The 13,635-nt window shown below is 66.4% G+C and carries 10 protein-coding genes; 2 read left to right on the plus strand and 8 right to left on the minus strand.

Annotated elements, in window-relative coordinates; genetic code table 11:
- The 8 genes from bcsA to MBTS_RS21145 all read right to left on the minus strand — a co-directional run.
- On the minus strand, positions 1–2,299 hold a 2,299-nt coding region (gene bcsA / locus MBTS_RS21110; RefSeq protein ID WP_244973610.1), incomplete at its 3' end, for a UDP-forming cellulose synthase catalytic subunit.
- Between the two features lie 317 nt (positions 2,300–2,616).
- The gene (gene bcsS / locus MBTS_RS21115) at positions 2,617–3,366 is read right to left on the minus strand and encodes a cellulose biosynthesis protein BcsS (protein ID WP_018041773.1); all 750 of its coding nucleotides are present in this window, start codon (positions 3,364–3,366) and stop codon (positions 2,617–2,619) included.
- 450 nt (positions 3,367–3,816) lie between these two features.
- Complete coding sequence (locus MBTS_RS21120) at positions 3,817–6,378, minus strand: response regulator (protein WP_192216405.1); 2,562 nt, start codon at positions 6,376–6,378, stop codon at positions 3,817–3,819.
- 213 nt (positions 6,379–6,591) lie between these two features.
- A complete protein-coding gene (locus MBTS_RS21125) occupies positions 6,592–7,650 on the minus strand; it encodes a zinc ribbon domain-containing protein (RefSeq protein ID WP_147833077.1) in 1,059 nt (352 codons plus the stop codon).
- Between the two features lie 1,100 nt (positions 7,651–8,750).
- On the minus strand, positions 8,751–9,098 hold the full coding sequence (locus tag MBTS_RS21130) for a hypothetical protein (protein ID WP_056147842.1): 348 nt from the start codon (positions 9,096–9,098) through the stop codon (positions 8,751–8,753).
- A gap of 41 nt (positions 9,099–9,139) precedes the next feature.
- A complete protein-coding gene (locus tag MBTS_RS21135; RefSeq protein ID WP_244973608.1) occupies positions 9,140–10,426 on the minus strand; it encodes a hybrid sensor histidine kinase/response regulator in 1,287 nt (428 codons plus the stop codon).
- A 509-nt stretch (positions 10,427–10,935) separates the two neighbouring features.
- A complete protein-coding gene (locus MBTS_RS21140) occupies positions 10,936–11,283 on the minus strand; it encodes a hypothetical protein (protein WP_192216406.1) in 348 nt (115 codons plus the stop codon).
- 312 nt (positions 11,284–11,595) lie between these two features.
- Complete coding sequence (locus tag MBTS_RS21145; RefSeq protein ID WP_192216407.1) at positions 11,596–12,243, minus strand: LuxR C-terminal-related transcriptional regulator; 648 nt, start codon at positions 12,241–12,243, stop codon at positions 11,596–11,598.
- A 492-nt stretch (positions 12,244–12,735) separates the two neighbouring features.
- Here MBTS_RS21145 and MBTS_RS24075 point away from each other — a divergent pair, with 492 nt between their 5' ends.
- Together MBTS_RS24075 and MBTS_RS21150 are read left to right on the plus strand one after the other, a co-directional pair.
- Complete coding sequence (locus MBTS_RS24075; protein WP_280529953.1) at positions 12,736–12,861, plus strand: hypothetical protein; 126 nt, start codon at positions 12,736–12,738, stop codon at positions 12,859–12,861.
- Between the two features lie 44 nt (positions 12,862–12,905).
- On the plus strand, positions 12,906–13,635 hold a 730-nt coding region (locus MBTS_RS21150; protein WP_244973609.1), incomplete at its 3' end, for a cadherin-like domain-containing protein.

The raw sequence follows: 13,635 nt of genomic DNA on the forward strand, positions 1-13,635 counted from the left end.
ATCCCTGGCGGACGACGAGGGGATTGTCGGACGGGCCGGGCGGGGGGGTGGGAGGCGTGTCTCCGGGAGCGGTGAAGGGCGCCGGGCGCTGGGCCAGGAGGGGGGCCTTCGCCTCCGGTTTCGGCAGGACGGCGGGTGCCTTCGCGGCCTTGGATGCGGCCTCCTCCGTCGAGGCATGCCCGGCCTTGAAGGCATAGCTCGCCGCGCGGAACGGCTCGACCAGGCCCCACCAGATCAGCTGCAGCGTGCCGGAAAGGATGTTCTTGTGCCTGCGGCGGCTCTGCTGGAAGCGCAGGAGAGCGCCGGCATCGCCGTACATCAGGCTCGCCAGCGCCCCGTAACCCTTGGGATCGAGGGGCTGGAACTGCAGGGTGACCACCACCTCATCGCCCGATTGCGTGATCTCGCCGATCTCCACCGGAAGCGGGACCTGCACGGGCGCGCCGTCGATGGGAACCACGGAGAGCTGGCCCATGCGGTGGGTGCTCCCGGCCCCCGGCGGCAGGCCCTCGGCTCCGAAACGGATGGTGCAGCCGAGCGCCGAGGCGCGCTCGATGGCCACATCGAGGGCGCGGCCCCCGAAGACGAGGCGTCCTTGCCGGTCGATCGCCAGCGAAGGGCTCGCCTCGGTGGTCCGGCGCTCGGCCGCCACGCCGAGGGCCACGCCGGCGGTGAGGAGGTTGAAGAAGTTCCACAGGCCCACGACCAGCATCAGGTTGGTGACGCCGGGCTCGAACAGGTAGCGGTAGAGGGCCGTGCCGCAGCCGATGAGCAGGATGAAGTAGACCGCGAAATAGGGCCAGGCCATGGGCGAGAGATGGTCCTGGTCGAGGGCGGCGCCCTTGGCCGTGACGTTGAAGGTCGGCTTGCGCGGCGACACGATCACCGAAATGATCGCGCGGAAGAGATAGAGGCCCTGGACGTATTCGTAGAGCTCCGAGACGAACGGCCAGCGGAACTTTCCGTAGACATAGTTCTGCATCATCAGGTTGATGACGATGTAGGTCGCAGTGTAGGCGATCGACTCATCGACGCTGGCCACGAAGATCTTCAGGTCGAAGAAGATGTGCAGCATGGGCGCGAACATGAAGATCATGCGCGGCACCGGGAAGAACCAGAACGTCATGCTCGACAGGTAGGCGAGCTTCTGGATCGGGTGGAGCCCACGCTTGAACAGCGGGTTCTTGAGCATCAGGATCTGGAACATGCCCTGGCACCAGCGCGAGCGCTGGCCGATGAAGGCCACCAGCGTGTCGGGCTGCAGGCCGGCGATGAGGGGCGTGTCCACGTAGATGCTGTTCCAGCCGCGGGAATGCAGCTCGAAGGCGGTCTCGCAATCCTCGGTGATCGTCACGCCGGAGAATCCGCCGGCCTCGTCCAGGGCGCGCCGGCGCAGGAGGGCGGCCGAGCCGCAGAAGAACGACCCGTTCCACTTGTCGAGGCCGCGCTGCGTCACCGAGTAGAACATCTCGTTCTCGGACGGCATGCGGTCGAAGGTGCGCAGGTTCCGCTCGATCGGGTCCGGATTGAGGAAGGCGTGCGGGGTCTGGACGAGGAACAGGCGCGGATCGGCGGCGAAATGCCCGATCGTCTCCCGGAGGAAGGAGCGGAACGGAACGTGGTCCGCATCGAGGACGACGATGATCTCGCCTTGGGAATGCTTGAGGCCGTTGTTGAGGTTGCCCGCCTTGGCGTGCTGGTTGCGCGAGCGGGTCAGGTAGGTGACGCCGAGCGCCATGCACAGGGCCTGAAGCTCGCTCCGCCGCTGGATCGCCTCCTGCGCCTTGGCCGGGTCGGGATCGGCGCATTTCTGGTCGGTGCCGCCGTCGTCGAGCAGCCAGACGTGGAGCTTGTCGGCCGGGTAGTCGATGAGCTTGGCCGCCGACAGGGTGGTCGAGAGGATCCCCGCATCCTCGTTGTAGCTCGGCACGAAGATGTCGACGGTGGGCAGGTCCTCGGGCGCGCCCATGGGCGGTGTGCTGCGGCGCAGCGGATCGGCGTTGATGATGAGGCTGATGAAGAGGATGAAGACGCAGTAGAGTTCGCCCAGCAGCAGGACGAGGCCGAACCCGAAACTCACCGGATCGGACGGGGACGGCAGCGTGTTCGTGACGCGCCAGAACATGTAGCGCAGGACCACCAGGCTCCCGAGGGCCAGGAAGACGAACCGCGCCGGCGGGTTGTCGAAGAAGATCCACAGCACGATCATCGCCGCCATGGCGCACAGGCTCATGGCGAGCTGATCCTGCGTGCTGATCGGCTGACTCAGCAGAGCGAGTACGGCGACCGTGGACACCAGCCACACGGTCCAGCGCAATGCAGATCTCAAAACGAGTATCCCTCTGGGGGCGGGCAATGGGTCGACGTAGGCAAGTATCGCGCGGCTGGATGAAGCTGTCGTGAGGAAGGATGCTTAACTTCGCAAATCCCGAAACACGACAGAGCCCGGCGGGCCGCGCGCACAGAGTGCGGCCAACCGGTTGCGATTATCTTGCCAGGCTCGAAATAGAGAAATCGCGTTTTTAATGTGTCGTTTTGGACAGGACCGGCCAGCTGCGACGCCGCGGCCATGCACGAGAGTGCGGTGCACCAAAACGGAACACCGCCTGTGCGACGTCAGAACGCAGCCCGGGCCTCCACGCTGGAATAATAGCCGGCGCCCTGGATCCGGTCCTTCACGTAGCCGACGCCCACGGCCATCTTGATCGGGCCGATGGAGAAGCCGGTGACATGGGCGCCGATGCGATACTGGGTGAAGAAATTGTCGCCCAGGAACATCACCTCGGGGCCGATATACACCCCGTCCGCGACCATGTATCCGGCGCGGAAGCGCGTGTAATAGGCGCTGAACTGCGTCGAGTAGGAGCCGTAGGCCGAGACCATCGTGTTTTCCGAGGGTCTGGCATAGAAATTCGCGGCGAGCTTGGCACCGACGCCGGTTCCGACCACCGGGTTGCCCGGATCGAGGATCGAAAGCTGGTTGCTCCGCACGTTGAAGCCGACGAAGCCGGCCAGGGCGGCATCGCGCCAGATCCACTCGTAGCCGGCGCTGAGAGCGGCTTCCTGCTGGTAGCCGTCGACCCGCTGTCCCACCCCCTGACCGGGATAGCTGTAGGTTCCGGCCACGGCCTCGACCCGGACGCGCGGGCCGCTCTGAAGCAGGGTGCCTTCCGTCGCGAAGGTGCCGGTGACCGAGCCGAAGGCCGAACTGTTCGAGGTCACCGCCGCCGAGGCATCCACGGCCGTCGTCCAGGCATCGTCGCGGGCGACCGGCTCGGCACCCGTGTACCAATCCGCCGCCTGTGCCTGCATCCCACCGAGGAAGGCGGGGATGAGGACAGCGGTAAGACCTGCAAAGCGGTTCATGGCGGCACGACCCTGTTGTCCCGACGCGCCCGGATGCATCCCTCAGCGGGTACCGTTACCATCGACGCTGGTTCCTTTATGTTGCGTCAACGTTAACTGGAACCTAACAGCATCCGAGAATTTACGGCCTCTTGAAACCTTACCGAAATCTTGCGCGGCTTGACTTCATTTCGTGCCGCAATCGGACTCGGACATATCCGTTGCAGGGCGGCCGATCCCCGAACCGGGCGCCGTCGCCTCACGGCAGCCCCGAAAGGCGCGCGTCATCAGGAACGGCCGGTCGACATGGTGGCAGGCGGGGGACCGGTTGTTCGACGCGGGCGATCCGCACGACGCGCTCCGGACGGGGGCGACCATCGGCCCATCTCTTCCTCGGCAAGCGTCCCTCGGGTCGACGCCGGCCGATGTCTCCGACCGGCGCTCACGGGACGATGCGGGCGCCGGCCCGTCTCAGGCGGCGGCCGAGGGGGCCTTCCGGGCAGCCTCGCGCATGACGGCAGCGAGTGCGGGATAGCGGAACGGCTTCTCGATATGCAGGAAGGCGCGGGCGCTCGCCGGCAACTGGCCCCCCGGGCTCGCGAGAATGACGCGGATCTGGGGATGACGGTTGGTCATGGTCACCGCGAGCTGGAGGCCGCTCACCACGGGCATGGCCCAGTCGGCGATCATCACGTCGTAATCCTTCGCCTCGTCGATGAGCGCCAGGGCGTGCTCGGCCGAGCCGGCCTGGACGACGACGTGACCGAGATCGACGAGGGCATCGGCGAAGCTCTGGCGCACGAGGCTGTCGCTGTCGACGAGGAGGACCCGAAGGGCGGGCATCCGCGCACCGGCCTCGGACGCCTCGGTTTCCGAGGACGCCTCTCCGGCCCGGAGCCAGAGCTCCGCGAGGAAGCCCGTGCCGCCGCTCCCATCCGAGAGGAGCCGGAAGCCGCCGCCGACCTGGGTGAGGAGGGCCGACACCGCCTTGGTCGCCTCGCTGTCGCTCGAGGGCATCTCGGCGGCATGGCGGCCCGGCGTTCCGCTGGCCAGGACGATCCGCACGTAGCGGCCGGAGGCGAGGGCGATGCCCTCGTCATCCGTCAACACCTTCTCGTCGGCGCCGATGGCGAACCCTTCCGACCCGATGTCGCGGACATGGAAGGCGAGATTGAGGAGGACGGCCTCCAGGACCTTCTCGCTGCACAGCACCTTGGCCAGCCCCGGGCGGACGCGGGTCTCGACCGTGGTCTGGTGCAGCACGTTGGCGCCGAGGAACGGGCCGAAGGCGGCCAGCGTCACACCGACATCGGTCTCCTGAAGGCCGGTATCGTCACGGCGCACGAAGTTGACGAGCCGCCGGGTCAGGCTCGATCCGCGTTGCGCGCCCGACAGGGCGGCATCGATCAGGCGCCCCTGATCCGAGGGAAGGTCATGACGCCGTTGAAGGGTCGCGAGATTGGCGATGACGATGGTGAGGACGTTGTTGAAGTCGTGGATCACCCCGTCCACCACCTTGCGCAGGACGGTACCGGTGCGGGATTCCGCGGGAGCGTCGCTCTCCCGGCGACGGCGATCGATCGGGGACGCGCTGCCCTCCGCCGGTGAACCGCCGACGCGATCCACGTCCTTCACGGCCTCGCCGACGAATTCGCGGCTCAGCGCATGCAGGATCGTGGGCTTGGCCGTCTGCGTGTCGCCCTCGGCGCGGATGAAGCGAACGAAGAGGCGACGCTGGCCATTCTCCGCCAGGTTCCCGGTGGTGCGCAGAACGACGTCGTGCGGGCCGGGCTGATCCAGCGCCGCCTGCATCGTGAAATCCATGAGGTCGCGGTCGTCCGGGGCAATGCCGCTCTTCAGGTCGGTGAGGGCGACGGCGCGGTCCGGGACCGCATGGGCCGAACGCGTGGCGGGATCGGACCAGGTGACGCTGCCGGCATCGATGTCGATCTCCCAGTAGGTCCAGCCCGACATGGCCTCGAAGGTGCGGAAGCGCTCCCGGATGCGCGAGAGGGCCGAGCGCGTCTCCTGCAGGGCGCGGACGCCGCTGCGCTCCCGCGCGACGAGACGCTCCTCGTGTTCCACCAGTTCGGCGATGCGCGAGGGCGACGAGACGCCCTGCTCACTTTCCCCGATCAGCTTCAGCCGCCGCACGATGCGATCGCCGACGACCCAGCCGGCGCAGGCCGTGAGAACGCACGCCGCCAGCCACAGCGCCAGGCTGCCGTTGTCGGGCAGGGCCGCCTCGAGGCTCCGCGGCAGCCCGGCATTCGGCACCCGCGCCACGGCGAGCCAGCCCGATGGGCCGAGGTCGCGAAATCCAGCGCTCGGCGTCGCCTGTTCCACCATCTCCCGTGCACCGGCCGTCTGTTGCGCCATGAGGCCCGAACCGGGCCGCGCGTCGGCGCCGAGGACGAACAGGCTCATGGCACCGTCCGCGCCGCGAGACGGCCTGAGCACCTTGTCCCCGATATCGCCGAGCCACGCCTCGTTGAGGCGCGCGACGAGAACATCGTCGCCTCCGGACACCGTCGCCGAAACCGGGAGCGCGATGTCGAAGACGGTCTGGCCGCTGCCCCCCGGGGACGGGACGGCGACGATGGCCTGGGAGGTCCTGGCTCGCAGGAACCAGGACCGGCCGGACACGTCCCGGCCGAATCCGAGATCGTTGCCGGCGACCTTCACGCGGCCATTCGAGCCCACGAGGTTGAGTTCGGCATAATCGGGGCGCAACCTGAGCCATGCGCTCATCACCGGCTGCAGTTCATCCGCATCGAGGCGCGGGGACGCCTGCTTCAGGGAGATCGCGAGGGTCTTGAGATCCTGGACGACGTCATAGACCCCGCGATCGACCGCGGCGGCGAAGCGCTGGGAGGTCTGCGCGGCATCGAGGGGCTTGCGCGCGTCGGTCCGGCCCGGGCCGAAGATCGTCATGCTACCCACGACGACGGCGATGCCGACGAGCGCGGAGCCTCCCGCCACCAGGGCATAGAGCGACTTCAGCGACATCAGGCTCAAGCCGGACTTCTTCATCTCATCTCACGCTGATGGTTCTCGACATCACGCCGAGAGAGCGTTCCAGACTGTCGGGCCGAGATCAAACATACCGATCAGCGTTAAAAAATCCTTTAAGCTCGACGGTTAGTGGGTTGCAATCGTTGAGGGGTTTCGAACCGAGCGGGATTTTTTCGCCGGTGCGCCCCGGCCTTTTCCGAGGCAGGGAGAACCACGGGTGGCCCTCTGTCGTCACGTGGCGACCGGATGCGCCACGGGGGCCGAGGGTGTTCCGCAGGCCCGGCAGAAACGCTCGAAGGTGCTCTTGCGGTGGTCGCAGGCGGGGCAGCGCTCGAAGGCGCCGAGGCCGCAATGCGGGCAGAAATTCAGGCTCGGATCGTCGAGAGCGATGGGCCGCTCGCAGCCCGGGCAGGATTTCTTGGCAAGCCGCTCCAGCGCCTGGTCCGTGGCGATCTCGCCCCGGCGCTCCTCTGTCGGGCGCGTTTCCGCGAGTTTCTGCCGCTCGTTGTAGGATTGCAGGGCGCCGATCGCGGCGCGGCCGGCGATGAGGGTCACGAGGACGCCGACACCGTATTGAACGTAGCCGCCATAGCTCGGCAGATAGGGGACGAGCTCCACGAAGAACGCGAAGGTCGCCGCGAAGGCGAAGCCCCAGACGAAGGGCCAGTTGCGGCTCCGCCGTCGCTTGAGCAGCAGCCAACCGGCCAGCGCCAGAAGCGGCAGCGTCAGGGCGAGGCGGTATCCGAAGACGCGCAACTCCTGCTCCCGCTCCGCAGCGCCGAGCTTGACCTCGGCCGCCCTACGCCGTTCGCTCTCCGCCCGCGTGAGCGGCTCCTCCTCCTCGGAGAGATCGAGCCGGGCCTTGGCCAACGCTTCCAGCCGCTCCTCGATGGTCCGCTCGGCCCCCTTCAAGGCATCGAGCGCCTGCGTGCGCGCGATCAGGTCGGGATCCTGATCGACGCGCTGCGTCGCGTCGCGGGTCCTCAGCCAATTGGCGAAGGTCTCGCGGGCCGCCTCCGAGGCCGAGCGCGCGGCATCGAGGGCGAGTTGCTCCTGCTCGGTCCGGCGTCGGTTGTCGTCCTGCTCCCGCCGGATCCGCTTCAGGGACTCGGCCGCCGCCTCGTCCGTCGGCCCGTCGAGGAATTGTTCGAGGGTCTGGCGGTGCTCCACCTGCGGCAGGTCGCCGACGACGAGGGAGCCGAGGCCGATGAGGAACCAGGCAAAGAGGAAGGCGATGAGCCAGAGCCCGAGCGTCAACCAGCGTTCGGACAATCTTCGGCTGGACCGCATGCGATGATTCCTGTCGAAGGCCCCGCCCCCAAATCCGCGACGTCGGGGTTAGTCCGCCACACGTGCGTGACGGTGCCGGAAGCCGGGTGTAGTCGCCTTCGATCCTCGGGAACAGACCCGAGTCGGGGCCGATCACGGATCGGTCGCTGGCCCGAGAGGAGAACGAAAAGTCGAGCGTACCGGAGAAAAGCCCGAGGCTTCACATCGTCGGACTGGAGCGGGCGATCGGGATCGAACCGACGACATTCAGCTTGGGAAGCTGAGACGCGCCTCTTCGACCCCCTTCCCTGATCCTCTCCACCGTTCGCCAAACCCCTGTGTGAGCTGGGAAAATCCCTGAACTAGGTAGGTATAGAGCCTTGCCGCGGGTGCTTTGGCGTGACTGGTATCAGACCCCGGAGCCCGCATGCCGCCCCCGAACGCCCGGACACGCGAGCGCGCCAAACTCACCGCACGCCACGTCGAGGCCGCACGGAAACTTGTGGCGTCAGGCCGGTTGGAGGGGCGCGCTCACGAGCGGGCCGACGAGCAGGAGCGCGGCCTGGTGCTGCGCGTGGGCAAGCAAGGGGGGCCTGGTACCTCAAGACGGAGACCCGGACGGTCCGCCTCGGAGGGCATGGACCTTCCAGTCGCTGCGGCCCGGGAAGCGGCCCAACGATCCCGCATCGACCTGCGCCAGGGGCGGGTTCCGTCGAAGACGAACCTGCGGGTTTGAGAAGTGGCCCACCGGCGCAGGCTGTCCAACGAGGACGCCCGGCGAGAATAAGCACTGAAAGATCTCGCTTCTCGCGAAATAGGTTAAAGCATTGATCTATACATTGAATCACACGTCGAGGCGGGGTCACGCTTCAATGCCGATCCACTTCTGAGGCCGGCGACGAAACCGGGCTGAGCAGGGCGATTGCGACCACGTGCACGGCGCAGAATTTTGTACGCGACCTCAAGGAACCTGCCGTGGCACTGCTCTTGCCGACGATGGTCTCCGATCTGGGAGCGTTCCTGCCGACCTCCGGCAATCGACATGGATCAGATCCGATAGGCACGGCCGCACCGTTGGAAGCGCACGACCGCCGGACGCCATGACATCAGACGAACCGCGATCACTTCGGGGGGGTGACGATCTTAGAAATCTTGTCGCAACTCGCCTTCAGTGAAGCGGGATTCGATTGTGTCTCTACGGTCATCGCGTCGAACGCCTTGTCATAGATCCGGGCAAATTCCACCGCCGACAGCCCCTTGGTGGCGAAATCCTGCTGCAGTTTGGAGCGATGTGTCGTTGCTGTGATCCGATCGATTTTGCCACATGCCACTCCGAAGGCATCGAGCTGACCGCCCGCCTCGGCCATGGCTTCGTAATAGCCTTTCGGCGCATTCTGAGCCCACGCCGGAGCGGAAAGAACGAAGCCGAAGGCAAACGCCGCGGCGATCAGATACCCTCTATCGATCATATCCTATTCCTTCTCACATTTGGCTGGAACAGCCGGCCCCTTCACGCACGCATCCTGATCCGTTGCGAAACGATGACCGACCGTAATTCGGCGGGCCGCACCGGCTTCGACAGGATCGGAATGTCCGGCGCCCCCAGATCCTCGCGTACGCACGCCTGGTCGTGGCCGGTCATCACCAGGGCCGGTACGTCGCGGCCTGAGAGAGTCCGGATCGCCGCGATGCAGTCCGTTCCCGTCACGCCATGTCCGAGATCGAAATCGGTGATCAGGAGATCCAGATCGGCGACGGCGCCCGGGATCGCGAGTTCGGCTCGCACCTGGCACCCCCATCTACGCAGGAGGCTCGCCGTCGCGATCAAGACGGCCTCGTCATCTTCCACCAGCAGCACCCGCAAGCCGCGCAGCGTCGCAGGCGGATCGAGCGCGTGCCAAGCCTTCGCGGCAACCGGCTCGGGGATGATCGGGAGATTGTCGAAGGTCACGCAGGTTCCGCGCCCCGGTATCGAGCGGAGCTCGACCTCCACGCCCAGGAGTCGGCCGAGGCGCTGGACGATCGGCAACCCCAGGCCGACGCCCTCGATGTCAGAATCGCCCCGTCGGCGAACCTGATAGAATTCTTCGAAGACCTTGGCCTGATGTTCGACGGGGATGCCGGGCCCGCGATCGTAGACCTGGACGGCGAGCCGGCCATTCCGGCGCCGCCGGCAGGCGACGAGAACCGCGCCGCCCGGCGCATACTTGATCGCGTTGTTGACGATGTTCTGAAGCATCGTCGTGAACAGCGCCCGATCGGTCCCGACGACGACGTTGCAGGGCACGCTGCGCAGTTCGATCCCGTTGATCTGAGCGGCCTGCGAATTCTGGCGCAGAACCTCGTCAATGATCTCGTTGATCTCGACCGGTTCGAGGCGAGGCTGCACCTTGCCGCTGTCGAGCGTCGAGATGTCCAGGAGCGATTTGAACAGCCGGGATACGCTTTGCAGAGACCGCTCGATGTTGTCGACCATCTGCAGTTCCCCGGCGCCAAGCTTCGCGCTGCGCAGACAGGCGGTGAACAGACTGATGGCGTGGATCGGCTGACGCAAATCGTGGCTCGCCTGAGCCAGGAAGCGCGACTTGGACAGGCTCGCCTCCTGCTCGCGTTCGTAGGCGCCGCGCAGGCGTTTCAGCAGATCATAGATGTAGGTCGGCACCAAGATGGTGGTGAGGACAAACGTGAGAACGAGGAAGGGGTTGTCGCGCCAGTACGCGTTGACGGAGGTCGTCACCGCGATCGAGACGAGCCCGGCGACCGTCGAGATCTTCAGAGCCGTCAGACCGAACCGCAACCCGTTCCCGACGATCATGCGCAGGACGATGACGTAAAGCGGGAGGAACGGCGCGCCACCGTAGGCCATCGTGTAGGTGATCCCACCGATGTCGAGGGCGAAGGCGAGGCCGCGCCGTCTTGGACTGCTGCCCGGATGTCGCGAGATCCAAAGATACATCGCGACCGCGAGAAGCCAGTGGACCGTCAGGAGAACGGCGATGATCTTCAGGTCGGGGCCGGCGATCCCGGCGAGGACCCGGGTCAGAACGTACAGGTCGACGCATCCCATCACGACGATCCGGATGAACGCCTGCGCCTTCTCGTTACCGGAATCCTCGTCCCGCTCGCGATTCATGGCGCTCACCGGTGGACCGGCCTCGTCGGGGCGCCCGTCTGGGATCCGCTCATGCGGAAGGTCGTTCGAGAGCGATGAGCGGCCGGGGGCTCGCCATTCGGCATTGGAATCTCCTCGAGGAGACGGGACACGGGCGTTTGGCGCATTTCGATGTCCGCGGCCTCCTGCCCATCTTAGCGGTATGCGCCCACGGCCTCGTCGATCCGGTAGACGCGGTCATCCGCGTCCGTGGCGGCGCGCACCTTTCCATCCTGTCCCCTCACCGTGCCCGTGAGCGCGACGCGGATCGGCGGCCAGGACAGGAGCCCCGCAGAATCCTCCGGCGGGATGTCGAGGAGGCCCTTGCTCGCACCGAACCGGCAGGCCCCCTCGTCCTCAGGCGGGCAGCTGGCCATCTCTTCGGAACCGGCAGGAACCTCGCCGACGAACGCCCAATGCAGGGGGACCTCCCGGAACCGAAGGAGAAGGATGGAGAAGCCGTTCGACCCTGCCGTCCCGTATGACTTGAGGCGAAGTCCCATCAGCAGGCCTTCCGGCTGATCGTCCTGACCACCGACCCGCGGGCTTCGTCGACCTCCTGTGCATCCCCGTTCCCGTTTCCCGTCCCGATCCGTGAAGTCAGCGTTTCGACGCCCTTCAGCTGCCAGCGAGGGGGCTCGAGGGCGTATGTCACGGCGGCGGATCCCACCAGGGCCACGGCAGCCGCCATGCTTCGACGCGCTGAACGCCCAGCGATTTGACCGGATCGCATCATGGCATCGGGCTTTGCCACAATCCCGGCCAAGCCTACATAGGGCACGTGTACGATCCGGTTCCGGCCCGGCCGGAGCCGGTCATCTCCAGATCCCGGCATGGGCCGCCTTCGCGGCAGCGGCCGAACGAGACGGAACGTTGAGGGCGCGCAACAGGGCCGAGACGTGGATGCGGACGGTGAAGGGAGAGATGTCCAGTTCCCTGGCGATCTCCTTGTTCGTGCGTCCCTTCGCGACGAGGCGCAGAACGTCCCGCTGACGCTGCGTCAGGGACGGAAGGGGGCTGTGCGTCACGGCGATCTCCGAGGTCGCGGCTCGCCGGATCACGAACTCACCCTCGTCGATCGCCGTGATCGCCAGCGCGATCTCGCTGGCGGGCAGCGCCTTGCCGATGAACCCGTCCGCCCCTTCGGCCATCACGGTACGGATCAGCTCCTCGTCGTCGATCATCGAGACGACGACGATCGACGCCTTTTCGAACTCCTCACGCAAGCTGCGGATCGAACAGCGAGGATCGAGGCCGGGAAACAGCAGGTCGAGGATGAAGGTCTTCGGCGGCCGCCCGGCGCGGGCGAGCGCCAGAACCTGCTCCATCGTGGCGGCCTCCTGAACGAGCGCTTCCGGAAAGAGGCGTTCGGCGACGTGCCTCATCCCTTCGCGGAACAGCGGATGGTCGTCAGCGACGATGACGGTCTCGGCTCCTCGATCCGTCATCTCGCGTACGCTCATGTCACTGGGAGCACCTTCCATCGTTCCGTGCCAAGCGTTGGATGGCCGGCATGCCCATCACGGGCCGGGCGCGGCATAGCTCATATGCACTACTAGATCGATTTCCGAGGCCTGACTAGAAGTTTGCTCATGCCTAGCGGCAGGAAAAAATCCGTTTCTTTTCATAATAAGAATTATCTACCCTCAGATGTTATGGTAAAATATATTGATATAGGTACAGAATTTGTGGTAATAGTTTGCAGAGAGATTAATGATTTTGGATGCTGAGCGCCAAGCGCAGGCAAACACTGCCGCGTCCCGCGAGAAGTCGGCAGCGCCTGTCGCGGCCGGTGCGAAGCCGGGTTTGTCTCCGGCCCTCGTCGGCGGCGTGGTGGCGGCCGGCGGCGAAACGGTGGGAACCGTGGATCGCCCGGCTCTCAATCTCGTCAAGAAGGGCGACATCGAGAAGGCAGCCGAGCCCCTGATGTCGGAAAGGCCAAGGGTCTCTACGAGTTGCCCAACCCCATGGCCGGCCCCGTGGTGATCACCTGCAGCGCCCAGACGTCCAACAGCACCTACACCGTCCGCTTCCGCACGGATGGCGGCAAGCCGGTCCTGGAGCGGTCCAGCCCCGGCTGAGCGCCCGCCACGACACGCCCGTCCCGAAGCCGAGGAGAAGCCCCATGAAACACCGTCTCCCGAACTTGGCCTTGCGATCCTTGGCCCTGCGATCCTTGGCGCTCGCCGGCTTGGCCGGCCTCCTCGGGCATGGCCTCGTGCTGCCGGCGCAGGCGGAGACCGAGAACAAGACCGCCCGCCCGGGCCAGCGGATCTTCCTCCAGGGCTTCACCCATTACTTTCCCCAACAGGGGTGCCGCTCCAAGGCAGCTTCGGTCAGCCTCGTCTCCCCACCGCGCGGCGGACGGGCCGAAACACGGCGGGAGCTGAGAGTCCTCGGCAACAACATCGACGAGCGGGGCGCCACGATCCGGAAGGTGGATGGCTGCGAGGACGTGAAGAAGGATTCGATGTCGATCTTCTATACCGCACGGCCCGATTTTTCCGGTCTCGACACGCTGTCCGTCGACGTGACCTTCAGTAACGGTACGACGGTCCCCTACACCTTCCGGATCACGGTGCCGGAGGGCGAACGCCGCCAGGCTCCCGCCGTCTCGCAGGCGCCCGCCCCGCGCGGCAACGGCGCGGGCCAGGCCGCCGGGACCACCGCGACGGCACCGGCGGCGAAGGCCGCCAGCACCGGCGACTTCCTGCGCGACACGGTTCGCGGGGCGACACCCGCGCCCCGGCAGGCGCCGGAATCTCCCCCTGCGAAGGCGGCGAATGTGCCCGGCGCCACCGCCGCCGCGCCGCCCGCGCGGATCGAAGCCCCGACGTCTCCGCCCGCCCCGCGAG

The organism is Methylobacterium bullatum (assembly GCF_014845095.1).
GTDB classification, from domain to species: Bacteria; Pseudomonadota; Alphaproteobacteria; order Rhizobiales; family Beijerinckiaceae; genus Methylobacterium; species Methylobacterium bullatum.